General features: G+C 60.1%; 21 protein-coding genes. 8 read left to right on the top strand and 13 right to left on the bottom strand.

Annotation, left to right across the window (positions count from 1 at the left end; translation table 11 throughout):
- Nucleotides 1-94: 94 nt before the first annotated feature.
- The 7 genes from SPBM01_RS13255 to SPBM01_RS13285 form a co-directional block, all read right to left on the bottom strand.
- The gene (locus SPBM01_RS13255; protein ID WP_188062245.1) at nucleotides 95-1,759 is read right to left on the bottom strand and encodes an FAD-dependent oxidoreductase; all 1,665 of its coding nucleotides are present in this window, start codon (nucleotides 1,757-1,759) and stop codon (nucleotides 95-97) included.
- 60 nt (nucleotides 1,760-1,819) lie between these two features.
- Complete coding sequence (locus tag SPBM01_RS13260) at nucleotides 1,820-2,281, bottom strand: c-type cytochrome domain-containing protein (RefSeq protein ID WP_188062246.1); 462 nt, start codon at nucleotides 2,279-2,281, stop codon at nucleotides 1,820-1,822.
- Between the two features lie 4 nt (nucleotides 2,282-2,285).
- On the bottom strand, nucleotides 2,286-4,076 hold the full coding sequence (locus SPBM01_RS13265) for an FAD-dependent oxidoreductase (RefSeq protein ID WP_262504160.1): 1,791 nt from the start codon (nucleotides 4,074-4,076) through the stop codon (nucleotides 2,286-2,288).
- Nucleotides 4,077-4,126: 50 nt separating this feature from the next.
- Entirely contained in the window at nucleotides 4,127-6,388 is a 2,262-nt protein-coding gene (locus SPBM01_RS13270) for a TonB-dependent receptor (RefSeq protein ID WP_188062247.1), read from the bottom strand.
- A gap of 53 nt (nucleotides 6,389-6,441) precedes the next feature.
- Nucleotides 6,442-7,515 (bottom strand): aromatic ring-hydroxylating dioxygenase subunit alpha, encoded by a 1,074-nt coding sequence (locus SPBM01_RS13275; protein ID WP_262504161.1) that lies wholly within the window; start codon nucleotides 7,513-7,515, stop codon nucleotides 6,442-6,444.
- A 104-nt stretch (nucleotides 7,516-7,619) separates the two neighbouring features.
- Entirely contained in the window at nucleotides 7,620-8,660 is a 1,041-nt protein-coding gene (locus SPBM01_RS13280; RefSeq protein ID WP_188062248.1) for an SMP-30/gluconolactonase/LRE family protein, read from the bottom strand.
- Nucleotides 8,657-9,586, bottom strand: coding sequence for a 3-keto-5-aminohexanoate cleavage protein (locus tag SPBM01_RS13285; RefSeq protein WP_188062249.1), 930 nt, complete (start codon nucleotides 9,584-9,586; stop codon nucleotides 8,657-8,659). Before SPBM01_RS13285 ends, SPBM01_RS13280 begins: the two co-directional genes overlap by 4 nt.
- 256 nt (nucleotides 9,587-9,842) lie before the next feature.
- Between SPBM01_RS13285 and SPBM01_RS13290 the strand changes: the two genes are divergently transcribed.
- The 5 genes from SPBM01_RS13290 to SPBM01_RS13310 are packed head-to-tail and all read left to right on the top strand — an operon-like array spanning nucleotide 9,843 to nucleotide 14,715.
- Complete coding sequence (locus SPBM01_RS13290; RefSeq protein ID WP_188062250.1) at nucleotides 9,843-10,826, top strand: glyoxalase; 984 nt, start codon at nucleotides 9,843-9,845, stop codon at nucleotides 10,824-10,826.
- Nucleotides 10,816-11,973 carry an alpha/beta hydrolase family protein gene (locus SPBM01_RS13295; RefSeq protein WP_262504162.1) on the top strand — a complete coding sequence of 386 codons (1,158 nt, stop codon included), beginning with the start codon at nucleotides 10,816-10,818 and terminating at the stop codon, nucleotides 11,971-11,973. The genes SPBM01_RS13290 and SPBM01_RS13295 overlap by 11 nt, the downstream gene beginning before the upstream one ends.
- Before the next feature lie 44 nt (nucleotides 11,974-12,017).
- Nucleotides 12,018-12,827, top strand: coding sequence for an SDR family oxidoreductase (locus SPBM01_RS13300; protein WP_188062251.1), 810 nt, complete (start codon nucleotides 12,018-12,020; stop codon nucleotides 12,825-12,827).
- Nucleotides 12,828-12,841: 14 nt separating this feature from the next.
- The gene (locus SPBM01_RS13305; protein WP_188062252.1) at nucleotides 12,842-14,209 is read left to right on the top strand and encodes an aromatic ring-hydroxylating oxygenase subunit alpha; all 1,368 of its coding nucleotides are present in this window, start codon (nucleotides 12,842-12,844) and stop codon (nucleotides 14,207-14,209) included.
- Entirely contained in the window at nucleotides 14,206-14,715 is a 510-nt protein-coding gene (locus tag SPBM01_RS13310; protein WP_188062253.1) for an aromatic-ring-hydroxylating dioxygenase subunit beta, read from the top strand. The genes SPBM01_RS13305 and SPBM01_RS13310 overlap by 4 nt, the downstream gene beginning before the upstream one ends.
- Before the next feature lie 21 nt (nucleotides 14,716-14,736).
- Here the strand turns inward: SPBM01_RS13310 and SPBM01_RS13315 are convergent, their stop codons facing one another.
- Nucleotides 14,737-15,663 (bottom strand): LysR family transcriptional regulator, encoded by a 927-nt coding sequence (locus SPBM01_RS13315; RefSeq protein WP_262504163.1) that lies wholly within the window; start codon nucleotides 15,661-15,663, stop codon nucleotides 14,737-14,739.
- Nucleotides 15,664-15,856: 193 nt separating this feature from the next.
- Here SPBM01_RS13315 and SPBM01_RS13320 point away from each other — a divergent pair, with 193 nt between their 5' ends.
- On the top strand, nucleotides 15,857-16,741 hold the full coding sequence (locus tag SPBM01_RS13320) for an SDR family NAD(P)-dependent oxidoreductase (RefSeq protein ID WP_188062254.1): 885 nt from the start codon (nucleotides 15,857-15,859) through the stop codon (nucleotides 16,739-16,741).
- A gap of 284 nt (nucleotides 16,742-17,025) precedes the next feature.
- On the opposite strand, the gene SPBM01_RS21905 is transcribed toward SPBM01_RS13320, so the two are convergent.
- The 3 genes from SPBM01_RS21905 to SPBM01_RS13335 all read right to left on the bottom strand — a co-directional run bounded on the left by SPBM01_RS21905 (nucleotide 17,026) and on the right by SPBM01_RS13335 (nucleotide 19,481).
- Nucleotides 17,026-18,117 carry a hypothetical protein gene (locus SPBM01_RS21905; RefSeq protein ID WP_262504164.1) on the bottom strand — a complete coding sequence of 364 codons (1,092 nt, stop codon included), beginning with the start codon at nucleotides 18,115-18,117 and terminating at the stop codon, nucleotides 17,026-17,028.
- 93 nt (nucleotides 18,118-18,210) lie between these two features.
- A complete protein-coding gene (locus SPBM01_RS13330; RefSeq protein WP_188062255.1) occupies nucleotides 18,211-18,849 on the bottom strand; it encodes an FMN-binding negative transcriptional regulator in 639 nt (212 codons plus the stop codon).
- An 11-nt stretch (nucleotides 18,850-18,860) separates the two neighbouring features.
- Nucleotides 18,861-19,481 (bottom strand): LysE/ArgO family amino acid transporter, encoded by a 621-nt coding sequence (locus SPBM01_RS13335; RefSeq protein WP_188062256.1) that lies wholly within the window; start codon nucleotides 19,479-19,481, stop codon nucleotides 18,861-18,863.
- 72 nt (nucleotides 19,482-19,553) lie between these two features.
- Between SPBM01_RS13335 and SPBM01_RS13340 the strand changes: the two genes are divergently transcribed.
- On the top strand, nucleotides 19,554-20,453 hold the full coding sequence (locus SPBM01_RS13340) for a LysR family transcriptional regulator ArgP (RefSeq protein WP_188065720.1): 900 nt from the start codon (nucleotides 19,554-19,556) through the stop codon (nucleotides 20,451-20,453).
- 65 nt (nucleotides 20,454-20,518) lie between these two features.
- On the opposite strand, the gene SPBM01_RS13345 is transcribed toward SPBM01_RS13340, so the two are convergent.
- Entirely contained in the window at nucleotides 20,519-21,343 is an 825-nt protein-coding gene (locus SPBM01_RS13345; protein WP_188062257.1) for a transglutaminase-like domain-containing protein, read from the bottom strand.
- A 517-nt stretch (nucleotides 21,344-21,860) separates the two neighbouring features.
- On the opposite strand from SPBM01_RS13345, the gene SPBM01_RS13350 reads away from it, so the two are divergent.
- Nucleotides 21,861-22,706 carry an IS5 family transposase gene (locus SPBM01_RS13350; protein ID WP_188062258.1) on the top strand — a complete coding sequence of 282 codons (846 nt, stop codon included), beginning with the start codon at nucleotides 21,861-21,863 and terminating at the stop codon, nucleotides 22,704-22,706.
- A gap of 28 nt (nucleotides 22,707-22,734) precedes the next feature.
- Here the strand turns inward: SPBM01_RS13350 and SPBM01_RS13355 are convergent, their stop codons facing one another.
- Nucleotides 22,735-24,111 (bottom strand): transposase, encoded by a 1,377-nt coding sequence (locus tag SPBM01_RS13355; RefSeq protein ID WP_188062259.1) that lies wholly within the window; start codon nucleotides 24,109-24,111, stop codon nucleotides 22,735-22,737.

Here is a 24,111-nt window from a genome sequence, read left to right on the forward strand (position 1 = left end):
CGATATCAGTAGGCGGCGGCTAGGATTTAATTGCCATTTACAGTCGCCGCATCAAACGACCGATTATGCCAGAAGCGCCATAGCCCGGACGTCATCAATTAGCGGCATCCATGGCAGCAATGTAGGCGAATGTCATGCTGGGACCTATGCTCGCCCCGCCCCCTGGATAGGCGCCACGAAAGAGAGAATTCGCATCAATCCCGACAGCATAGAGACCTGCAACGGGACGGGCCTCTGCATCCAACACACGGGCAGAGGAATCGGTTTCCAGGCCATTTACCGTGCAAAACTCGCCCAGCCGGACTTCTACGGCATAGAACGGACCCGGCTCCACCGGACCTACAGCAGGATTGGGGTAGTGCATGGAATCACCTTGTTCGACAGTATAGGCGTCTTCCCCCTTGTGAAAATCGGGATCCTGTCCGATCCGCGCGAAGATATTGAAGCGATCAATGGTTTCGGCAAATATGGTTGCGTTGATGCCGAGCTGGTCAGCCAAGGCAGCTATTGTGGGTGCCGTCTTTAAATATCCGTTGCGGATATAATTTTTGTACGGTAGCGGCGCGGGTTTTACATAACCCAAGCCATAGGTCCGCAATGCGTCGTGGCAGCAGATTATCCACGCTGAACGCATGTTCCTACGGATCATCACATTGCCCAAGGCCTGATAGGATGTGCCTTCGTTGACGAAACGTCGTCCAGTCGGGTCGATCATCAGGAAGCCCGGAAACGCCCGGTCGCGGAAGATATGCGGATGGTGGAGGGGATTGCCGCGCCGATCTTCCATGGTTGACAGCGCAGCCCAAATTCCGTTGGCGACATTGTTCGGGACGATTTGTCCGCCCACTTGTTCGCCTGCCATAAGGCCGTCACCAACATTTGTGTCAGGCTGGAGAGTGTAGCCTGGAACGGTAAGCGGCAGGAATGTATGGCGCATCGCTTCATTGCCGCCGTAGCCGCCGCTCGCCAATATCACTCCACGCCGAGCGAGAACCAGTCGTTCCTTGCCATTCTGGCACAGGATCACGCCCCGTACAGCGCGCCCTTCAATGTGCAGTCTCTGCATCGGCGCTGATTGCCAAAGGGTCACACCCTTTTTTCGTGCCGTAAATAGTAGCGCGCCGATCAACGCATTCCCCCCGACGAGCCGGGTTGGACGACCGTGACGCAGCAGGTCACGGATGTAGCGCCCCACCTTTCGCGCGGTATACAAGAAAGCTGCACGATTTCGAAGCGCCGTCCCGAAATGCGCGACGTCGGCATAGGCGACTTGCATACCGCCAAAGATGGTCAGACTGGGAAGTCCGGGGCTGATCCGCGCCAAATCCTTGCCAAGGCGCCGACCGTCGAATTCGGCTGCGCCGATGCTGCGCCCTCGCGCGGCGCCCTTGCGGTTCGGCTCGTAATCCAGGCTATGCCAGTTGTCGAAGCGTAGGGCGCTGTGCGTCTCCATCATGCTGACCATGTCCGGGCCATGTTTCAGAAAAGCGCCGATCTTTGCTTCGTCATAAAAACTGCCCATCAGGTCGCGGAGATAGTCGTCAGCCTGTTCCGGGCTGTCGGGCAGACCGGCGGCGGCCATATGCGGGTTGTTCGGTATCCAGGCAACCGCGCCCGACCGCGCCGTGGTGCCGCCGAACGTCTCCGCCTTCTCGATCACAAGAACGGACAGGCCGCGATGCGCCGCCACGACTGCGGCGGTGAGGCCGGCCGCGCCAGAGCCGACCACCACCAGATCGAACGTCGATTCCTCATCCATTATCGTGTCCTTGACTATGAAGCTATGGGAACGGGGAAACGTGCCAGTCTCTCGCTATCGTTAGTCCGGCCGGGCGCCAGCTTTCACCCAGCGGCGCAGTCTGGCGATCGACTCTGCATCCAGCGCGCCCGTCAGAGGCATCCGCTCTCCCGATCCGCCGGCCTGGACATGCGTGCCTTCCACCTTGCGGATGAGGTAGCTCTGCTCTGGCTGGCCCGGCGCGATATAGGGAAGGATGCTTTCCCCGCTCTTCACCGCCACTATGGCTGCATAAGCTGACCCATTTTCCAGATTCAGGTTGCCCGAAGCTCCTTGCGCCTGATGGCACGCCACACAATTGGCGTCGAAAATCGGCTGAATATCCCTACTGAAATCCGGACCTTCCGATACGCTCTGCGGCTTCTCCGCCTCTTTGTCAGCGACCTGCTTCCCGACGTCCGAGCAGCCACAGATCAATGCCATCGAGAGGCAGGCCAAAGTCCATCCACGCTGCCAGGCATTTGGCCATCGCTTATTTTTCATTGCATCATCCTCGCGCAGCCGCGGGTAATTTTACGCCAGCGTCATCCTTCACCCGCTCCTGGGCCGCGTTCATTCCCGCCAGATAGCCATAGGTCATCGCCAGGCCGAGCGTGCATCCGCCGCCCCAATAGCTTCGGCCAGCCGGTGACGAAATGCAGTTGCCCGCGCCGTACAGACCTGGGATCGGAACGTCCGACGTATCCACTATCTGCGCCTTGGGATTGATGACAGGACCGCCGTTGGTGTCGAGCACGCCCGACCCCAGGATGATGGCGTAATAGGGGCCTTGCGCCTGAAGCGGATACATGGTGGCGTTGGGCGTCCCACCGCTTGTCCACGACGTGCCTTCGCGCGGGATCGACGTGTAGCTGAGCCAGTCCCTGTCCCATTGGAAGGCACCGCGGCGGAACTGCGGATCGGTGCCGGCCTGCGCATATTCGTTAAACGCAGCGATCGTCTTGGCCATGTTCGCCGAAAAGCCACCGTCGAGGCGGACCTCACCCCAGCGGTCGGCATGACGGTCCAGGCGGGCCTGGACCGCGACGGCCAGAGCGGGCAGGCTGTCGGCCTGGATGACGTAGGAGGCTTGCGCGCCTGCGACTGGCAGAGGGAAATTGTTCGCGAACAAATCGGCGACGCGCCGGTCGTAGATCATAAACAGGAACTGGTTTGGATATTCCTCCCGATTGGCATCCCATGTGAAATGCACTTTCGCCCGGTCGTGATAATTATGCTTTTCATTGACCACGCGCTCGCCATATTTATTGACGATGACCATGCTGTCGCCGGGTGGCTGCCAGATGCCCTTGGGAACACTGGGCAGATCGAGCGTATGCTCCATCACCACCTGCATCCGCCAAGCATTGTTGAGGTTGCCGAGCTTCGCATCGACGGCCTGCGCCATCGTGATGAAATCGCCTTCGCTGGTGGGAACCGCGCACGTCCCGTAGATCGGGGCCGGCTGGAAATTGCGCATCATCTCCTTGTTATGCGCAAAGCCGCCGGTGGCGAAAATCACCGCCTTGCGCGCCCTTAGCCTTACGATCGCCTTATTAGGCGTGGCCAATTCCAGGCCGATCACTTCGCCGTTTCCATTGCGCAATATCGCCTGTGCGGGGTGCTTGAGCAGAAACATGACCTTGCGCTCATCCAGCCAGGCCTTGAGCTGCCGCACCAGTTCGACGCCCAGGCCATAACTGCCATCGGGCTTTTGCGTCATAATCTGACGGCCAAGAGGAACCTTATTCTCTGGCCCCTCATAATAGTCAGGCAGTTGCAGGATCTGCGTAGTCTTGAGCGCGTCGATGCTTTCCATGAACTCGAACGCCTTGGACGCATTATCGTAAAATGCCTCCATCAGCCGATATTCCGGCTCCGCTATGCCAAAGAAGGGCGCTCCGCTACGATAGAGGTGCGGCCGGGCACAGCGGGCCATGTAGCGCAGGGCGTCATCACGGTCGTCCACCTTGCCCTTGGCGCGCAGGAAGCGGTTGTTGGGAACCCACATGCCGCCTTCCGACTTGGTCGATGTTCCGCCATAGGTGGGGCCTTTCTCCACCATGATCACCGACGCGCCCTGGTTCACGGCCGCAACGGCTGCCGACAGCGCAGCCGCCCCCGTCCCGACAATCAATATGTCGGTCTCCTGCGCCCATTCGACAGCATTTCCCGCCGGGCGCGACATGGTCGCGCCCGCAGCAAAGCCCAGCCCTCCGCCAACCGCAGCACCGGCAGCCGTCGAGAAGAATTGCCGACGCGATGAAACAGGTCGGGCAGATGTCGGATGGTTTGCCATGTCGATCCTCAACAGATTTGGCCGCGATGCTTTACCGTTCGAGTCTTGGCTCAGTAATCGAAAGCTATCGTCAGTCCGTAAGTACGCGGCGGCTTGACGAAACCGATGACCGGCGAGCCAAGCAGGGTCGTTGCGACCTGCCCGGATGCGCGGATAGTTTCATTGCCGATATTGCGGATGAAGCCCGTCAGTCGCAGTCCGCCGTCGGTGCGGTAGGTGACGAAGGCGTTCTGGGTGCTGAACGCGGGCTGTGACACATGATTGAGGTTGAAGGGCGAGAAATAGATCCGGTCAGACCAGTTGCTTTCGCCCCGAATTGTCAGCGAACCGCCGGGCACGTCGATGCTATATTGGGCCGAAAGGTCGATCGTATATTTTGGTGCCTGCGGCAGGCTGTTCCCTGAAAGGTCGAAGGCGGGGACGCCATTTTCGTCCAGTGTCGTGCCGTCCCCGGCTGGTCGCGCCTGATCCGCCGTCACATAATCCTTGAAACGTGTATGCAGCCAACTGGCGTTGAGCGTGAGGATGAAGTCGCGCACAGGCTCCAGCGTGAACTCTCCCTCCACACCGTAAATTTCGGCAGCCGCAGCGTTTTCCAAGACCAGCAATTGCCCCTGAACCTTGCCCACCTGAAGATCGGAATAGTCATAATAGAAGCCGGACAGGTTCGCGCGGAGATGGCCGTCGAGCAGAGTCGATTTCAGGCCTATTTCATAGGCGTCGACTTTTTCGGGTTCGAGTGCGGGACCGGTCGAACCCAGGTTGAACGTCCCCGCCTTGAAGCCCTTGGAGTAGGAGGCATAGATCATGAAGTCGCGCGCGATGTCGAAATCGACGCCGATCTTGGGTGTGAAGGATTTGAAGGTCTTGCTGTCCCGGTTGGCCGGAAAGCGGGGACCTGCGGCGGGATCGTACAGATCATCGAAATTGAAGTCGAATTGGTCGGCGACTTTCTTCTTTTCCCAGCTATAGCGCGCGCCCAGCGTCAGGCGCAGGGCATCGGTGATCGAGTAGCTGTCCTGCGCGAAGACGGCGGCGGCGGCGGTCTTGAGGCGTCCGCCAGAGTAGAAACCCTGGACGAACAGGTCCGGGCCGCCCACGGTACGCAGATTGAGCGGCCCCTGGATGAAGCCGTCGATCGTTTCGTGCATATAGAAGGCGCCGACGACCAGCTTGTTGCGGTCGGTGTCTAGATTGAGTTGCAGTTCCTGCGTATATTCGTCCGACGTCTCGCCGAAGGTGATCGGGAAAAGGTCGAGGCCCAGCGGATTGAGGTCCGAGTTCACGAGGAACGTGCTGCTGCGATAGGCGGTGAGCGAACGCAGCGAGAGCGTGTCGCTCAGCTCATAGGAAATATCAGCGCGCGCACCCCAGAATTCGGCTCTGTTGGACGGCTCACGGACACTGGCCACGTTGCGTGGGCCAGGATCGAACCCGCCGAGCAGCAGGCCGGTCGGCGTGACCGGATCGCCCGACGCGGTGAAACCGGCCGGACCGAAATAATGATAGATGTTCGACCTGTCCTTCTGGTGATAATAATCGGCCCCCAGCAGGATCGTCAGCCGCTCGGTCGGCTCGAACAGCAACTGTCCGCGGATTGCCTGCGAATGTTTGTTATCGACGTCTGCGCCCGTCAGACGATTTTCGCCGTAACCGGAATGGCTCTGGATCTGGCCCGCCAGCCGTATCGCGACCTTGTCGCTCAGGCCCGTCGAATAATGGGCTTCCGCGTTGATGGCGTCATAATTACCGTAGGTCAGGCTGACGCCCGCCTTGGTGGTGAAAGTGGGGCGGTTGGTGATGATGTTGACGCTGCCGCCAGTGGCGTTGCGGCCATAGAGCGTCCCTTGCGGTCCGCGCAACACCTCGACCCGTTCGACATCGTAGAAGGAGGCGAGGGCGGCCGCCGAGCGGGAGAAGAACACGCCGTCCTGATTGAAGGCGACACTGCTTTCCGCGCCGGTCGAAATATTGTCGACGCCGATCCCGCGCAGGGTCAGCCGGGCCTGTCCCACCTGTTCGGAGACGTTAAGGCCGGGGACGGTGGAGGCGATCGCAGTCAGGTCCGTCGAACCGCGCTGGGCCAACGCCGCGCCGCTGATGGCGGATACGGCGATGGGAATGTCCTGCACGGATTCCGCGCGCTTCTGGGCGGTCACGACGATGTCGGCGATGCCTGTCGTTTCGGGTGCAGTGGCCGCCGCGCCTTCGACACTCTGTTGCGCGGCCGCTTGGGCAAACGCCGGTGTTGTAGAAAGCGCGATGGCCGCTACGCTCGACAGAGCCGCGCTGCGTAAGTATCGATAAGTCATATGTCCTCCCGATTGTCGTATTTTCGTTGTTTTTGAGCCGCTGATGCTGTTGTTCAGCCCGCCACCTTGACCTCTTCCCGACACAGCCTAGCTATTTTGCGCCGCACCCTGATCGCGGCGGCATCGCTCGACAGGATGGCTGGCCGCATGTCCCAGAAATCCCGGCCGGCCATCCTGTCCTGCACTGCCTCGATCATCGGATTGTCTTCTTCGAGGAAGATGCGGTTCTGCAATTCCCCGATAATGCGCGGCTGCCAGGCGTCCATATCCGCGTAGGAGCCGGAACTGCCGAAGAAATAATGGGTGGTTCGTTCCGTCTCGGGCGTGAAGATGTGGAAGGCATAGCCGCCCTCATCCTGCACCGCCGGTTCGCCCGGCAGCACCGCGCCGAAATCGAGGATCATCGCCGAGGGCGCATGCCATTCGACATTGTTCCACTGGTCGCACAGCTGGCCCTCCAGCGGTCCGAAGGGGCAGATCGTGCCGGGCATCCACAATTCGGCGCGGATCGCGCCATCCTGTTCGCGCACGTGTATGTCGCCCGCCCGCATGCTTTCGTTGCCGAGCGAGCCGTCGTGCAGATAGTGGACATGGGTCAGGTCCATGATGTTGTCGGTTTCGAGCAACCAGTTGCCCTGGACGTGCAGATAATTGCCGATATTCTCGTGGCCGCCGGGCATGGGTATCCGCGATAGGGGTGGGATCAGGTCGGGATTGACCTGTTCCCTGTCGCCCAGCCAGATCCAGATTCCCCGATGCCGCTCGACCACGGGATGGGATTGAACGCAGGTACCGGGCGGAAAGCTGCTGTAGGCAGACGCATTGCCCAGGCACATGCCGGCCGCATCGAAACGCAGGCCATGATAGCCGCATTGGACGACACCGTCCTGCACCCGGCCCCTGGAGAGGGGAGCGAACCGGTGCGGACACATGTCGTCCAATGCTGCAGGCGCGCCATCCGCGTCGCGAAAGAGGACCACCGGCCGATCGAGCAGGGTGCGCGCCAGCAGCCGATCGCGTGCCAGGTCATCGGCCCAGCAGGCCATGTACCAAGCATTGCGCGGATAGCTGCAATGGTGAACCCGTGTCGACAATGCCTTCTCCTCTGCATGTCTGGAAGACGTCATTTCATCGCGCCTTCCTTGACCTGAACCTTATTGCGCCGCACCTGATGCATCCAATTGTCCTTGCTGATGGCAAGCATAAGAGCAGGATATTGGCGGCGCGTTTCCTACCAATGCGCCGTCGGCAGCCCGGCGACCGGCGATGTGAAGGCGGGGATGCTGGTCCCTCGCAGCGAGCCCAGGCAGGCGGTGCGCAGGTCCGGCCCGGCAAAGGTCACGCTGGCGAGCCAAGGGGCGATCGCCCCGCCGCAGGCCGCCAGGGTGTCGAACGAAACCGGCGCGCCACTTGCAAATTCCGCCTCGAACCGGTCGGTTGCCTGACTGTTGCCGAATGCGGCGAGTTCCAGGCAGTTGCCATCGGGCGTGATCGCGACCAGCCGGTCAGCGAAGATCATCGTCGCCCATAAATTGCCATAGGCGTCGAAGCAGATACCGTCGATCACGCCGCGACCGAGCGAGGAAGGTCCGTAGACCTCACGATCGCTGAGCGAGCCATCCGCGCCAACGCGCAGGCGGGTGACGCACTTGCCGGTAGTTTCAGCGACGTAGAGCCATTCTTCTGCCGCATCGAGGCGGACTTCGTTGGTGAAGGCGAAGCCATCCGCGACCACGCGGATGCCGCTGTCGTCCACCAGCGCGATATAGCCATCGCGGATCGTGGGGGTAATCGCATCAGTCCATGGATTGACCATGGTGGAAACGGTGAGCCACAATCGCCCCTTGCTGTCGCGCAGAACGAAATTGACCTTTCCCATCGGCTTGCCGTCGATCCGGTCGTGCAGCACGCGGGTCGCGCCGGTGTCTCGGTCCATGATTTCCAGCCGGTCGGTGCCGAAATTGGAGATCAGGATCATGTTGTCCGGCCCGAAGGCGATGCCGTTGGGGAGCGTGCCGGACACCAGGCTCTGCTCCGCATCACCCGACAGGTCGAAATGGGCGTCGGCGCTCTGACATATCAGTGTCTGCGTGCCATCCGGCGTGATCCGCATCACGCCCCCGCGCGCGTCGGCTGACCATAGGGTGCCGTCGCGCTGCGCCAATATACATTCCGGGCGTTGCAGGTCATGGCCGATCATGCGCAGCATATGATCCTCTACGCGGAAGCCGACCAGTGGGTTGGGACCGCGCCCCTGCCGGATCAGGGTCATGCCGCGATCCTCGTTTCCGATGCACCCTTGAGCTGTAACAGCTCACGGGCATCCTGCGGCGTCGCGACGTCGATAGACAGGCCGTGCAGGACCGCAATGATGCGTTCGACCTGCTCTGCATTGGATTTGGCCAGGCGGCCAGGTTCGCCCCAAAGCGAATCTTCCAGGCCCACGCGCACATTGCCGCCCATCGCGGCCGACATGGTCGCGATGGGCATCTGGTGCCGCCCAGCGCCTAGCACCGACCAGACATAGTCGTCGCCGAACAGACGATCCGCCGTGCGGCGCATCATGGCGACGTCTTCGGGATGGACGCCGATGCCGCCCCGGATGCCGAATACCGACTGGATGAAGAAGGGCGGCTTCAGCAATCCGCGATCGGCGAAATGGGCGGCTGAGTAGAGATGGCCGACATCATAGCATTCGACCTCGAACCGCGTACCCTGTGCCGAACAGCGTTCCAGGATATAGGCGATGTCGCGGAACGTGTTGCGGAAAATATAGTCGTCGCTGCCGCGCACATAGGGCTCTTCCCACGCATGTTCGAAGCAGGTGAAGCGTTGCAGCATTTCGTAGAAGGCGAAGTTCATCGACCCCATGTTGAGCGAGGCGATCTCCGGCTGGAACGTCAGGGCTGGCGCCAGCCGCTCCTCCAGCGTCAGGATCGGTGAACCGCCGGTGGTGATGTTGATGATCGCGTCGCAGCGGTCCGCAATCACCGGCAGGAAACGGCTGTAGATATCCGGGTCTTGCGTGGGCCGTCCGCTTTCGAGATCGCGGGCATGGAGGTGAACGATAGTGGCGCCGGCGCGGGCCGCCTCTATCGCGGAGGTCGCGATCTCCTCCGGCGTCACCGGCAGATGCGGCGACATGGACGGCGTATGTATTCCACCCGTCACCGCACATGTCACGATCACCTTGCGCATCCATCGTCCCTTCAGTCATTCTGTTTGACGGCAAAGTTTCCAGATCGTGGATGATACGGGAAATCACTTTGCCCGATGCAACGGATAAGCCCGCCTGATCGGTTCGCGAATGTCGATAGGCAGCGATTATGCCACGCATACCGACAAATGATTTTTGCCCATGGTCAGGCCGTATTACCTCCGGCTTTCAACAAGGCATGGCCGTGGAAACGGACAGCCCCAGCAGGCCCGCAAAGGGCGCGGGAGGGATCGAGACATGGCAATCATCGGGATTAGGCGGCTGCGTTATTCTGTATCGGACACAGAGGTTGCGCGGCGCTTTTTCGCTGATTTCGGCTTGCGTTCGACGGGCGGCGACGCGCCGGGCCGGTTCAGGCTTGCCAACGGATCGGAAATCGACATCCTGCCTGCCGGTGACCCTGCGCTTGCATCTTCGCAGATCGTCGGTGACGGTGTTCATGAGGTCTGCTGGGGTGTCGACAATGAGGCATCGCTCGGCGCACTGGCCGACAATCTGGGCCGCGACCATGCGCTTGAAACGGTCGAAGGCGGGTTTCGCACGTTGTTGTTCGGCGTGCCCTTCTCATTCGTCGGCTGGACGCCCAGCAGTTTCGCCAATGCGCCCGATCCGGTAAATGCGCCCGGCGTGGTGCGCAGGCTTAATACGCACCGCAAATGGCGCCGCCGTGCGCGGCCCAAGGTGATCAATCATGTCGTGTTCCGCCTGCCAGATTATATCGAAGCGGGGAAATTCATGCGCGCGCGGCTCGGCTTCCGGTTGAGCGATGTGCAGACTGGTTTTGGTCATTATCTGCGCGCAGGCGGCAGCAACAATCATCATAATTTGCTCTTCCTCAACGCCAACGCGCATTTCCCGGGCTGCGACGGCCAGTTGCGTTTTGATCATGTCAATTTCGGTGTCGAGGATATCGACGAACTGATGATCGGCGCCAACTTTATGTTGCGACGCGGCTGGCAGCCGTCCGATATTGGACTGGGCCGGCACCGGATCGATTCTGCGCTCTTCTATTACCTGCCTTGTCCGGCAGGCGGGGAGGCAGAATATGGCACCGACGCCGACTATGTCGACGATGCTTGGGTGCCGCGCGAATTCGACGTGCCCCTCTTTGCCTATAGTCACTTCACCCACAATGTTCCGCCTTTCCTGCAGACGGAGCCGGAATGGAGCTTCAAATATCTGACCGAGGCGCAGATCGCCGAAGGGAGCGATGATGTTTGAGCCTTTCCCGACCAACTATGTCTGGAATCTGTCGATCAATCTTGCGCTGGAGATGGGCGGAGCGATCGGAGAGATCGATATCGCCAACCGCGCGACCGCTCGGGCCGCCGAAACAGGAGACAATGGCGTCGATGCCTTTTTCGACACATGGCTCGCCATGGCGGCACGGGTCAATGCTATGGCGGACGATGACCATAGGGCCGGGCATGGCGAGAGTGCGGCAGCCAAATATCGGCGCGCCTGCGCCTATCTCATAACGGCTGAACGGATGCAGGCGAACGACTATCCGCCGCGCCAACAGGCCTATGCCGCCATGTTGCGGGCCTTTGCACGCCATGCCGAATGTAGCGGTGAGCCATGCGAGATGGTCGATATTCCCTATGCCGAAAGCCATTATCCCGCGCTTTTCTGTTCGGCGGCGACGCAGGATAATCCCGCGCCGCCCTGCATGGTCTTCTGCAACGGCCTCGACAGCGTGAAAGAGATGGTGTTCTTGGTCGGCCTGCCCGCGGCGTTGCGCGCGCGCGGCATTTCCTGCCTCATCGTCGATCAACCCGGCGTGGGCGGTGCGCTGCGGCTAAACAGGCTACCCGCGATCGTGGAAACGGAGATCTGGGCGGGCAAGGCTGTCAATTGGTTGGAGGCGCGCGGGGATGTCGCGCCCGACCGGATCGGGATGATGGGCTGGTCGCTGGGCGGCTATTATGCGCCACGCGCCGCCGCCTTCGAAAAGCGGTTCAAATTGTGCGTCGCATGGGGCGCCAATCATGAATGGGGTCAGGTCCAGCAACGGCGGCTTCGCAACGAGGGCGAAAATCCGGTGCCGCATTATTGGGCGCATGTCATGTGGGTGTGGGGCCAGGACAATCTGGACGATTTCATGGCCCTGTCGGACCATATCAGCCTGACCGGCGCGGTCGAGCATATCGATGTGCCCTTCCTGGTCGTGCATGGCGAGAATGATCGGCAGATACCGGTCGAATATGCCTATCGCTCACACGAACAGGCGGTGCGCAGCCCGCGCGCCGACCTCAAGATATTCACCGCTCAGGAAGGTGGGATCGAACATTGCAGCGCCGATAATATGGAGCCGGTCCGCAGCTATATCGCGGACTGGGTGCAAGACAGATTTGCCGAAATGATCTGATCGCGCGACAGTCGCGTGGAAATTATAATAGGAGTAGGGAAACAATGACCGATCTAACAGGCGCCGTCGTTGCGCTGACCGGCAGCGGTTCTGGCCTCGGCCTCGGCCTTGCGCAATATTTCCGGACTTTGGGGGCGAAGTTGGCCCTGCTCGATATCTCGCCTGAAAAAGTCGTGGCGCTCCAGCACGCCTTTGGCGACGACACGCTCGTCATGCGGGGCGACGTGCGCGATATCGACGCGCTTCAGGCCTTTCGTGACGCAGCCGTCGCCAAATTTGGCGGGATCGACTGCCTCGTCGGGGCGCAAGGCATCTTCGATGGCAATCGTCCGATCTCGGAATTGCCGGTCGAGAAAATTCCCGCTGCCTTCAACGAAGTGATGCATATCAACGTGCTGGGCTATATCCTGTCGGCCGTGGTGTTCCGCGAGGAATTGGCAAAACGCAACGGTTCGATCACGCTGACCGCCTCCTCCAACGCCTCCTACTGCGCCGACGGGGGCGGGCTGCTCTACACCGCGTCCAAACATTCGGTGCTGGGCGTCGTGCGCCAGTTGGCGTTCGAATTCGCGCCGGACATTCGGGTCAACGCCGTCTCGCCCTGCGGCATCGCTGATTCAGACCTGCGCGGCCCCGGCGCGCTCGGTCTTGAAGGCGAGAGCCAGCAGGACATTCCTAAGGACAGTTTCATGGCGATGATCCGCAAGGTGACACTGCTCGATCATCTGCCGACCGGCGCGGAATATGGGCCGGCCTATGCGCTTTTGGCTGACCCCAGGCAGCGCATCCTGACGGGCGAGATCATCATGGCCGACCAGGGCCTTGCCAATCGTCCCATCATTTCTGTCCGCTGAGGAAGAACGCAATCATGGTCATGAACACAGCGCAATCACGCCCCGGCCCCGGAGAGCGGCTGGACGACATTCTCAACAGTACCCGCGCCGAACTGGACAAGGGTCTGGTGCCGGTCAACATCTTCGCCAACGCCGATATTTTCGACGCGGAGATGGAACGCATCTTCGCCAAAAGTTGGGTGTTCCTGGGATTCGAGTCCGAAATCCCCGACAAGGGCGACTTCATGCAGCGCAAGATGGGGCGCGACAGCGTGATCGTAACCCGCGACGCCAAGAATGAAATTCACGTCCTGGCCAATTTCTGTCGCCATCGCGGGACGAAGCTGTGTCAGACCGATGTCGGCAACCAGAGCCATTTCCGATGCCCCTATCATGGCTGGGTGTTCAAAAATAATGGCGACTGGATCGGCGCGCCCGACAAGAGCAAGGCCTATAAGGGGCTCGACCCCAAAGAGTGGGGATTGCTTAAGGCGCCGCATGTCGAGAGTTTTCTCGGCATGATCTTCGCCTCGCTCGATCCCGATGCGCCCCCGCTCATGGACTATCTCGGCGGTGCAGCCTGGTTCATGCGCGGGTTGATGGACCTGCATCCGGGCGGCATGAGTCCGATGGGGCCGCCCGACCGTTACAAGGTGCGCGGCGACTGGAAGACGGGTTCGGAGAATTTCGGTGGCGATGGCTATCATGTCGCAGTGGCGCACGGGTCGGTCCAGACGATCCAGCTCGCGCAGGGATTTGACGTATTGAATAATTTCTCGACACATTATGTCATACCGGGCGGGCACAGCTTCCTTGGTCATGATTTTGACGGCATGTTTGGTCCCGATGGCCATGTCTGGTATTATCCGCCCGATATCCAACAGCATTTCGACCTGGATCGCCTCGACCCGCTGCTTCAGGATGTGGTGAAGAAAAACCCGCCGATCGTCGGGACGGTCTTTCCGAATTTGAGTTTCCTGCGCTTCTTCGGCCCGCCTTCGCCCGGCACGCCGCCTGCGGTCTATACCTCCTGGCGGCAATGGCAGCCTTCTGGACCGGGCGAGATGGAGCTATGGTCTTGGCAGCTAAAATGGAATTTCATGGACGAACAGCAGGCCGCCGACAGCTATGCCGCAGGTCAGTTCGGCTTCAGTTCGGCTGGCATATTTGAACAGGACGATACGGTCGTCTGGGAAGGCGCGCCGGAAGCGGCGCGCAGCGTGTGGGCGCGCAAGGAAAATACCGTTTTCAACATGCAGATGGGTATGGAGGGGATGGGCCAGCAGACGCTCGACGAGAGTTGGGACGGGCCGGGCGAAGCCTGGCGTCCGGGTCCAGGCGAACCCAGCCAGCGCGCCTTCTACCAGCATTGGCTGAGCCAGATGGCGGAGACTGGCCAATGAGCGCCATCACGCCTGCCGTGGAATTTGCGGTTCGCCAGTTCCTGGGTCGCGAGGCGATGCTGCTCGACAATGGCCGGCTGGAAGACTGGGTCGGCCTGCTGGACGAGGTGATACTCTATGAAATTCCCTTGCGCATCAGCGCACGCAAGCGGGAGGACGAGTTCCCCAAAGGCGCCTTTCGCATGCATGAGGATATGGCGATGATCCGCAAGCGACTGGAACGGATGGGCACGAACGAGAATTGGGCGGAAGACCCCGCTTCGCGCACCGTGCGGACGGTCGGCTCGATCTTCGTGGAGGAGGATGAGGGGGACGACATCTATCGCGTCCACAGCGCGCTTACCCTTTACCGCCAGCGTGCTCTGGACCGAGCCTATGAATGGATACCCGCGCGAAGGATCGATCGCATCCGGGTCGAGGCCAGTGGAGAATGTCGCCTGGTACGACGCACAATCATCCTGGCCGAAACGATCCTCCAGACCCCGAACCTGGCCGTGTTTCTGTAATGCTGGCCGTGGCGCGGCTGGTTAGCCCAGCTCCGCCGCGGCCTCCTTCATTACCGCGCGCAGCCAGATATGGCCGGGATCGTCATCGCTGCGATTATGCCAGATGAGCGTTTCCTTGAGAGTGCCAAGGTTCATGGGCGGCCGCAGGACGCGGACCTTCTGCGTGTCGGCCAACTGCTCGGCCAATTTGCTCTGCACCGTAGCGATCAGTTCGGTGCCGGGCAGCATCTGGAGCAATCCAGCAAAGGTAGGCACGTGCAGCAATTCCTTGATCACGATGCCGCGCCGTTCGATTTCCGCCTCTTCGACCGTCCGCACATTAGCGCCGAAAAAGGCGAGGGCGTGCGGATAGGATAGGTAATCGTCCTTCGTCATGCTTTCGCCGATCGGATGATCGCGCGCGACGACGCACACGAAAGTGTCTGCGAACAGATCGGCGGTCAAAAGGTCGACATCGCGTCCCTCGCGGCCGAAAAGGCTGCGGTCGCCATGGGTGATCACCAAGTCGATATCGCCCCCCTCCAGTCTTGAGAAACTGGGTCCGAACACATTCTCGATCATCAGCCTGAGTTGCGGCGCACGGGCAGCCAAGATGCGCACGACCTTCGGCAGATAGATATGGACGCAATAGTCCGACATCGCCACGCGGAAAGTCCGCTCCGATGTTGCCGGATCGAAGATCGCCTGCGTTTCCAGCGCTGCGTTGATATGCAGCAGGGCAGTGCGGACCGGTTCGATGAGCGCGCGCGCCTTGGGCGTCAGTTCCATTTCGCGCCCGACCCGCAGGAGCAGCGGGTCGTCGAAATGCTGGCGCAACCGTTGCAGCGAACCGCTGAGCGCCGGCTGGGTTACGCACAGACGATCGGCTGCCCGCGTGACGCTGCGCTCCGACAGGAGCGTATCCAGCGCCAGCAGCAGATTGAAATCGAAACGGTTGAGATTAGCCATTATGCTTCAAGTCCATCCTCTCGCCTGATCATTGTCGATGCAACTACGGCGCTTCTGCATCCCTGATGGCAAATCCGGCAGGCTTTTGCGCATCTTTTGAACTTATGCCCGGCATAGGGCGAAGCAATTTCCGCATCCGCTTTTGCGTGAGTAAGCCCCTCTAGGCAATGACGTAGCAGGATTGGGGGCAGGAATGATCGACCTTTCGGGCATGACCGCGATCGTGACCGGTGCAGGCGGGGGGCTTGGCCGCGCGCACGCGCTGGCGCTGGCGGCGGATGGCGCAAGGGTGGTGGTGAATGACCTTGGCGACGGCGCTCGCGCGGTGGCCCAAGAGATCGCCGCAAATGGCGGTGAAGCGATGGAGGATAGGACCAACATCACCGATTTTGCTGCTGTTCAGGCGATGGTCGGGGAGGTGGAACATCATTGGGGGGCGGTGGACATTCTGGTCAACAATGCCGGCATCCTGCGCGACCGCAGCTTTGCCAAGATGGACATGGAGGATTTCCGCGCGGTGATCGAGGTTCACCTCATGGGATCGGTCCACTGCGCCAAGGCGGTCTGGGACGGTATGCGCGCGCGTCGGTATGGACGGATCATCTTCACCACCTCGTCGTCGGGCCTGTTCGGCAATTTCGGGCAGGCCAATTATGCTGCCGCAAAAATGGCGCTGGTGGGCCTGATGCAGACGCTTCGCCTGGAAGGCGAGAAATATGGCATCCGCGTTAATTGCCTCTCCCCGTCAGCGGCAACGCGCATGACCGATGGGTTATATGGGGCAGATGAGTTACGGCAGCTCGATCCTGCACTGGTCGCGCCTGCCATTGTAGCTCTCTCCGCGTACGAAGCGCCCAATGGGGCGATCTTGTGCGCTGGCGCGGGCAGCTTCGAGATTGCGAAGATGTTGTTGACGCAGGGGCTGGTGGTGAACGAACCGGATGCCGCTGCCACGATACTGAAATGTTGGCCCGACATCGATGATGGCCTGGACGCATTCGTGCCGCTTCATGGGCCTGACCAGTTCAGTTATGAGATAGCAAGGGCAAGCGCTCAGCTGGCTTCGCTCCCAAACTAAGCGGCTGTGTCAGTGTGATCTGCTAATCCCACATCACAGGATGTAGGCATCGGCGCCGGACCTTCGACCCATGTGTTGATTGTGTCGGCCGAAAAAATCGACGGCGAAAACTCCTCCAGACGCCCTCCGCAAAAGGCTGCTATGCAGATAAGCGGACGTTTTCGTTCATTTCAGGAAATGGCCCGACGTGGTCGACGCCTGCCTGGATAGCAGACCTTCCGCACCTGGGGATCAAGATCTGATCTATGAGTGTCTCATAAGGGTCGGCCTATGCCTGCCGATCTCTAACGGCGCATGGCAAGTGCAGCCATGCCGGTCGCTTCGTCTGTCATGAAAAGATAGGCGTCCGTGCCAGGTTTGCGGTCCTTGTTGATTGACCGGGCTGCTACAGCGCCGTCTTTGCCTTGATGAGCGGCCAGCCAAGCCTGGGCCCGTTTGAGCGCCACCGCGCTGGCCGGTCCTCCTACTTCTCGCAGAATTACCGCGACTATCGCGGTGGCATATCCGTCGCTCTCTTGCGGCATGATGGAGCCGTCGACCCTCTGCCAAGTCGACAGGCTTGGCAAATTCCATCCTCCGTTTACTTGTTGGCAGGCGACCAGTTCCGAAACGATCCTGCTTCGCTGATCCGTGGCTAATACGCCGCCTAGCTGGCTATCAGCCCACAGGATGAGTGCGCGGGAATAAAGCGAGCCGCCCGTACCTGTTCGCAGATAAGCGCGCAGTGCATCGACCTGCGGAGCAACCGCCGGATCGGCAGCATACCCGTCGGGCGCACGCGCGACAGCCAGCGCGGCTAATGTCGCACCCCAATAGGTTGCAGTCGGAGATTCGAAGGGTTCCAGCCGGAAATTGAGCCAGGTAAAGCCCCCCTTCTGATCGCCCGCCTTCATCTGCACGCCCCACATATTGGCGAAGGCCTGTCGCGTGTCGGGTCCAAGATGGCCGCGTTCCTGATCCCGCGTCGCCAGTATCAGCGCGTTAAGAACGGCTTCGACGCCGCGAGACTCCGCCGACTTGGGTACGCCGCGTGTCTGGTCGGGATAGAAAGGCTCTACCTCACCCCAAAGATAGACACGCTTCACCACATCATCGAACATCGCCATCTCATCGATGCTTCGCTGTTGCTTGCCTGACTGGCTGCGGAGCGAGGGCATGGCAAGGACATGGGGCAAGGACGTGTGGCAGGATACACAGCGCGTGCCATGGTCCCGCTCAGCCTTGGGCCATTGACGCCACCAGGTTAGACGATTGTCCAGATAGGCTGCTGCTGCGGTGCCATTCCAGGCCGACTTCTTTGTTGGCACGGCGTCTCCACGCGCGACCATTACCACGGCGAGTAAAACGGCGGAAGAAATGAGCGGCCAGCGTGTCATGCAGGATTCCCGACGATGAGAGAAAAATGATAGCGAAGAGGTGCATTGGCACCATGGGTCATTCGACGTAATTCGCCTGAAAGGGTGAGGATTTCATCCCTTGCTGTCGGCCAGGCTGTGCATGATCAAAGCCATCGGCAAGAGCGGGTTCTGGGCCATCAATCCGTCAATCACGCCAGCTTTGTTCGAGGCCGGATGGTTTTGGCTGGCCTTCCACTTACCCTCCATCCGGTCGATCGAGATTTCGATGCCGGTGATGCCTTTAAGCTGGCCCTCAATATAGGCTGCTGGCGCATCAGTGACGGACCACGGCTCGGGTCGATATTGCTCCTGCTGCCCGGTCAGAGCATCGATCTGCATCCTGAGCCAGTCGGGATCGTCAATGATGACGGGCCGCCCTCTTGCCTGCACCATGACATAATTCCAGGTCGGAACGACTTTGCCATGCAGCCGCTTGGTGGGATACCAGGACGGCGAGACATAGGCTTGCGGTCCCTGAAAGATCACCAGCGCTTCAGTGCCCACACGAAGGTCCGCAAGCTGCGAATTTGCTTTCGCCAGATGTGCCTTCAGCACCCCTCTTTCGCCAGCGTCGGAATGCAGCGTGAAAGGAATGAGGTCGGCGCTGATGCCGCAAGCTCCCGATGTCACGAGCATGGCGAGCGGATAGGCAACGATCGCCTGATGCAGGATTTCGATGCGATCTTCGCGGAAGGCGGAAGGCCGATACATGGCGCGACCCGTCAACCGAAGGTGCGCATCAGCAAGGATGTCGCAAGCGAAAGCATGATGATCCCCACGATAGCATCCAGCACGCGCCAGGCCATGGGACGGGCGAACAGCGGCACAAGCAAGCGGGCACCGTAGCCCAGCGCGGCGAACCATGTGAAACTGGCTGAAACGGCCCCTGCGACAAAGATCGGTCGCAGGGCAGCGGGCTGAGCCGACCCTGCCGCGCCCATCAGCAAGACCGTATCAAGATAGACGTGCGGATTAAGAAAGGTGAAGCCAGCTGTCGCGGCAATCGCCCCGCCAAGGCTTATGCTGCCGTTTGAAGCTACTGCCATAGTCTCCGGTGCGGCCATGCGTCGCAATGCTTTCAAGCCGTACCAGCCCAAAAAGGCCGCTCCGCCGATTGTTAAAAAGAGCGTCAATTGCGGGGCAGCTGCCAGAAAGGCACCGACGCCTGCAACGCCCGCCACTATCAGCAGAGCGTCTGCGCTGCCGCAGAAAAGGACGACTGGCCCAACATGCTCGCGCTTGAGCCCCCGTCGGAGCACAAACAGGTTCTGGGCCCCGATAGCCATGATCAATGCCGCAGACAGCAGGAAGCCGGAGAGAAAGGGAGCGAACATGTTGGTCATTCTCTCCATATCCCGCATTACCGAAGCTTAGCATAACTTGTTATTCTAATCCTGATGAAGCAATACTTCATCATGTTGGACTATCCCTCCCTTGCGGCTGTCGCCGCCGTCGTGCGCGAAGGCAGCTTCGAAAAAGCCGCCGCTCTGCTCAAGATCACCCCCTCGGCGGTTTCACAGCGGGTCAGGGGATTTGAAGAGCGGTTGGGGATCGCCCTCGTCGTTCGTGGGCAACCTTGTACGGCGACAGAGCAGGGCCGGGAGCTATGCGCGCATTTCGACAAAGTGCGTCTGCTTGAAGCAGATCTTCCGATGAGTTTTGCCAACGGAATACAGGATAGCTCCAGCCCATCTCTGAGCATTGCAGTCAATGCCGACAGCCTTGCGACATGGTTTCCATATGCCATGGCGGACTTTGCCCGAACGACCGGGATGCTGGTGGAATTGACGCTTGAGGATGAAGGGCACACGGCCGATCGTCTGCGGACCGGAGAAGTGCTTGCTGTCGTCACATCCGACCCGGAACCCGTCGCCGGATGCAGGACGATTGCAGTGGGATCGCTCAGCTATGTCGCTTGTGCCAGCCCGGATTTTGTCGCTCGATATTTCCCGACCGGGATTGACGGGGACAGTCTTAACATAGCGCCAGTCATGCGCTTCAACAGGAAAGACCAGCTTCAGGGAAGGTGGGCTAAAGCCGCCTTCGGCACGGACCTGAATGCACCAACGCACTGGATTCCATCGACGCAGGGATTTCTCGACCTCGCCTGCGCCGGTCTTGGTTGGGGCCTTCAACCGAAGACATTGGCAAAACCGCACATCAATGCAGCTACTCTGGTTGAATTGGTGCCGGGAGACACAATGGACGTCCCACTATTCTGGACGGTATCCCGTCTCCACGCCCAAGCCCTTCAGGCCATGACTGATGCTGTGAAAAATGTAGCCAGGCAGCACCTTCAACCCGTGCCAATGTGAAGAAGCCGACTGACTGGAATCAGGAACGAAAAATTCGGTCATAAATGTCTCAGAAGGGTCGATGTTCAGCTTTTCAAATGTCCGAGCCGGTCCTCATCAGTGTAGATGTCGAAACGGGTAAGGATTGCCGTACCAAAGCTGGTGGTGAGGGCGGCGTCGGTCGCGTCCCGGCCCCTTGCCATCAATATGCGCCCCCGCCGCGGTCGGATATGGCGCGCGTCGAACACATACCAATGTCCGCCGATATAGGCCTCGAACCAGGCGGAAAAGTCCATATCGCCCACCAGCGCGGGCAGGTCCATGTCACCCATATAGCCAGTGCAATAGCGCGCGGGCACGTTCATGCAGCGGCAAAGCGTAATGGCCAGATGGGCATAGTCGCGGCAAACGCCCTCCCGCTGCTGATAGGCGTCCCAGGCGGACTTGCCGGGATGCGCCTTGCCATAGTCGAAGCTAATCCATTCATGGACGAAAGAGACGATGTCCTGGACCAGGCTCCACCCCTTGGGCTTTCCACCAAAGAGCGACCAGGCAATCTCGCTCAGCCGATCGGTTTCACAATAGCGGCTGGCGAGCAGGTAGAGCAGAACATCATCCGGCAACTGCTCAATGGGCAGCTGCTGTGCGTCTGCTGCCACGATATCCGGTGTGAAGGGGTCTTCGATCACGAAGCCGCAGGAGATTGTCGTGCTTCCTGCTGGCAGTGTCAGCCGGGAGCAGATATTCCCGAATATGTCGATATAATCGTAAAGCGGAATATCGGGGTCGGTCATGATTCGCTGTGCTGTACGCAAGTCACGGTTGCGGGTGGGATGCACGCTCAGCGCCGCCAGCATTGGCGTGGGCTGGTGCGTCATGAAACTGATATTGTAGCCGGCGCGAATGAGCATGGAAAAGCCTCGAAATAGCGACCGCTGTTTATTCTACGGTCTCAATAATATACCGGCACCTTGCGTTTGACTGTCGACACACTCAACGACCTAAGCGGAATGTCCGCACTTGGCGAAGGAAATCTCGCCTATCAACTTGGGCGAAGGGTCGATTTACGCGCACTGCTATCTGCCGCAGGATTTCAGGCCGGGCAGCACGCTTTCCATTCAGCAGCAACAGCGCCCAGCGCTGCATCGACCGGTCATGTAAAAGCCCCATCTCGCCGCCTAATTACGTGCCAGCGGCACTGATTCAGGGTGCCGCCAAATCCGATCGCTGCTAAAGCAGGATGATGCCCCAGAACGATGCGCCGCGGCCTGCGCCAGAACCGTCACTCCATTCTTCACTCTGGTCAGAAGCCGATCGCCTCGCGGCGCTCGAAGGCTATGCGATTTTAGAGGCTGACCGAAAAAGAAGTTGGGTGATATCAGCGAGATGTGATTCAGTCGGAGTTGCGAAACGACGACGGAGTGACACATGTGGACCGACACCACCCGGCGGCAGTATGCCAGAGCCGAACTGCTTTTGCCAAGTGATCTGACTGACGCGGAATGGGCGATTTTGGAACCGCTGCTCCCACCGCGTTCGAAGCTCGGTCGTCCGCCAGTTTGGGATTACCGGCAGATTGTCGAGGCGATCCTTTATCTGCTTCGGGGCGGCCTGCCGTGGCGGATGCTGCCGCCAGGGCTATTTCCGCCCATGACCACTGTACAGCATTATTTCTACCGATGGAGCGCAATGGGTGTGTGGAAATCGATCAACCACGCCCTGCTGCTAATGGCACGTGAAGCGATGGGTCGGGAAGCTTCTCCCAGCGCGGGTGTCATCGATAGCCAAAGTGTGAAAACGACAGAAAGTGGCGGCCCACGGGGCTTTGACGCGGGCAAGAAGATCAAGGGTCGCAAACGGCACATCGTCACAGACACGCAGGGCCTGCTGGTCGGTGCCATCGTTCACACCGCCGATATCCAGGATCGCGACGGTGCGCCTGACGTCCTTGCCAGCATCCGCCAAACCTTCCCGTGGTTGCGTCACGTCTTCGCCGATGGGGGATATGCCGGGGACAAACTGCGCACCGCGCTCACCAAAATCGGCACATGGACCTTGGACATAATTAAGCGCTCCGACGCCGCCAAGGGCTTCAAGCTTCTGCCACGCCGCTGGGTAGTCGAGCGGACAATCGCATGGCTGAACCGCAACCGCCGCCTCGCCAAGGACTTTGAGCGAACCATCGAAAGCGCCACCACCTGGCTTTTCATCGCATCCGTCAACCAAATCACCCGCAGAATCGCACGCGACTGTAATCAAAACGCTTCTTTATGAGTCAGCCTCTTAGCTCGACTTTGTACGATCAGGTAGCGAAGCATAGTGCCTGAGCCATGCGTTTTAGGCGGGTTGTGGGAATATAGTGCGGTTCTGGGTGCGGCGGGGAGTGTTGATTAATGTCTCCGACCCAGAGTTGGAGGCGGACGGCTCCGATGGCGTCACTGAATGTCAGGCTGGTTTTTCGATACCACGCGGCGGAATAAGGGGTGCTTTTAGTGGTCAACAGATCGCAGGCCCATAGCGATATAAGGCTGTAGAGACCCAGCAGCGCCGGCGTGGTTCGCGCTATGGCTTTGTCGGTCCACTGGCGCTGTGTCTCGACACCCAAGTGCGCGCGGGTTTCGGCAAAGGTGACCTCGATCTGCCATCGGCGGACGTAGAGGGCGATTATCTCGGCGGGCTCGAGGGTGATGTCGGTACTGAAGAAGGCCTGCGGGCCGCGCTTTCCTTCAGGATCGCGAACCAGGACCCATCGGACCGGCAAGACCGGAGTGCCGGGCCTGTACCATAAGGCGATGTCAGATGTGATCTCGAGCATCTTGCCGTTGAGATGGCCATACCAGGCAGAGACGAGAATGCTGGTCCAGCGTGTCGCCGGGTTGGCGAGCAGGGTCTTGAGTTTTGGTAATGCTCGCCCTTTCTGCGCCGGTCGCCCCATCGTGCGTGCCGTTCGCCCCGCAGGCTGCGCAAACAAGTTGGCGTCGAGCCGCAGTCGGCTGATGAGTGTGGCCCGGCGGACGATCGCATGTGCCAGTTCGTGGACAGCAAAGCTGCTGTCGCCAATGAAGATGATCCGCCGACCCGGCAGCCAGCGAGACAGCTGCAGCGCGCCCTGCCGGGCCCAGTCCGTCAGCAATTTATGACGACAGCCGCGTTGACGGTTCGATCGTTCCGAAGGAGCGAGCAACGTCAAGACTGGCAGTGCCTTGATCAGGCGGGTCCATGACACCGGGGTGAGCACCATGAAGCTGAGCCAGCGCAGTCCGCTGGCTTTGACGAAATGGCCGTGACTGGAGCGGACCGGGTCGCGGTAGATACCCCGTGCGGTGATCCGGCGCCCCCATCGCCGTTCAATGGTGTCGTCCATACCGATGACCACAGGACCATCGGGCACGAGCCGTTCGACCACAATGCCCAGTAAACGCCTGGCAACGGCACGCGAACTCCAGCGGGCGCGGTTGAGGATCTGGTGATAGGTTGCAAAGTTGGCAGCATCGGCTCGGCCGGTCACACGCAGGCAAGACGTAACGGTCCGTTTGCCCGTGGCCAGCAGGCCGCCCATCACAAGAACAAGTACATGCTCCCAACTGGGAGCCGTAAAGCAGGGACGCCATGCCTGCAGCCATTGGCGCAGAATCTGGGGGACGGGATCGCCGATAACGGCCTTGTTCTGGTCCAGCAT

Origin of the sequence: Sphingobium sp. KCTC 72723, assembly GCF_014280435.1 — a bacterium.
In the GTDB taxonomy this organism is placed as follows: Bacteria; Pseudomonadota; Alphaproteobacteria; order Sphingomonadales; family Sphingomonadaceae; genus Sphingobium.

Bases quoted from the DNA above. Each gene is read 5' to 3' on its own strand.
- SPBM01_RS13255 (WP_188062245.1), bottom strand. From the start codon at position 1,759: ATGGATGAGGAATCGACGTTCGATCTGGTGGTGGTCGGCTCTGGCGCG.
- SPBM01_RS13340 (WP_188065720.1), top strand. From the start codon at position 19,554: ATGTTGGACTATCCCTCCCTTGCGGCTGTCGCCGCCGTCGTGCGCGAA.
- SPBM01_RS13295 (WP_262504162.1), top strand. From the start codon at position 10,816: ATGATGTTTGAGCCTTTCCCGACCAACTATGTCTGGAATCTGTCGATC.
- SPBM01_RS13345 (WP_188062257.1), bottom strand. From the start codon at position 21,343: ATGCTCATTCGCGCCGGCTACAATATCAGTTTCATGACGCACCAGCCC.
- SPBM01_RS13335 (WP_188062256.1), bottom strand. From the start codon at position 19,481: ATGACCAACATGTTCGCTCCCTTTCTCTCCGGCTTCCTGCTGTCTGCG.
- SPBM01_RS13310 (WP_188062253.1), top strand. From the start codon at position 14,206: ATGAGCGCCATCACGCCTGCCGTGGAATTTGCGGTTCGCCAGTTCCTG.
- SPBM01_RS13350 (WP_188062258.1), top strand. From the start codon at position 21,861: ATGTGGACCGACACCACCCGGCGGCAGTATGCCAGAGCCGAACTGCTT.
- SPBM01_RS13320 (WP_188062254.1), top strand. From the start codon at position 15,857: ATGATCGACCTTTCGGGCATGACCGCGATCGTGACCGGTGCAGGCGGG.
- SPBM01_RS13355 (WP_188062259.1), bottom strand. From the start codon at position 24,111: ATGCTGGACCAGAACAAGGCCGTTATCGGCGATCCCGTCCCCCAGATT.
- SPBM01_RS13300 (WP_188062251.1), top strand. From the start codon at position 12,018: ATGACCGATCTAACAGGCGCCGTCGTTGCGCTGACCGGCAGCGGTTCT.
- SPBM01_RS13285 (WP_188062249.1), bottom strand. From the start codon at position 9,586: ATGCGCAAGGTGATCGTGACATGTGCGGTGACGGGTGGAATACATACG.
- SPBM01_RS13265 (WP_262504160.1), bottom strand. From the start codon at position 4,076: ATGGCAAACCATCCGACATCTGCCCGACCTGTTTCATCGCGTCGGCAA.
- SPBM01_RS21905 (WP_262504164.1), bottom strand. From the start codon at position 18,117: ATGACACGCTGGCCGCTCATTTCTTCCGCCGTTTTACTCGCCGTGGTA.
- SPBM01_RS13275 (WP_262504161.1), bottom strand. From the start codon at position 7,515: ATGACGTCTTCCAGACATGCAGAGGAGAAGGCATTGTCGACACGGGTT.
- SPBM01_RS13260 (WP_188062246.1), bottom strand. From the start codon at position 2,281: ATGAAAAATAAGCGATGGCCAAATGCCTGGCAGCGTGGATGGACTTTG.
- SPBM01_RS13270 (WP_188062247.1), bottom strand. From the start codon at position 6,388: ATGACTTATCGATACTTACGCAGCGCGGCTCTGTCGAGCGTAGCGGCC.
- SPBM01_RS13330 (WP_188062255.1), bottom strand. From the start codon at position 18,849: ATGTATCGGCCTTCCGCCTTCCGCGAAGATCGCATCGAAATCCTGCAT.
- SPBM01_RS13290 (WP_188062250.1), top strand. From the start codon at position 9,843: ATGGCAATCATCGGGATTAGGCGGCTGCGTTATTCTGTATCGGACACA.
- SPBM01_RS13315 (WP_262504163.1), bottom strand. From the start codon at position 15,663: ATGGCTAATCTCAACCGTTTCGATTTCAATCTGCTGCTGGCGCTGGAT.
- SPBM01_RS13305 (WP_188062252.1), top strand. From the start codon at position 12,842: ATGGTCATGAACACAGCGCAATCACGCCCCGGCCCCGGAGAGCGGCTG.
- SPBM01_RS13280 (WP_188062248.1), bottom strand. From the start codon at position 8,660: ATGACCCTGATCCGGCAGGGGCGCGGTCCCAACCCACTGGTCGGCTTC.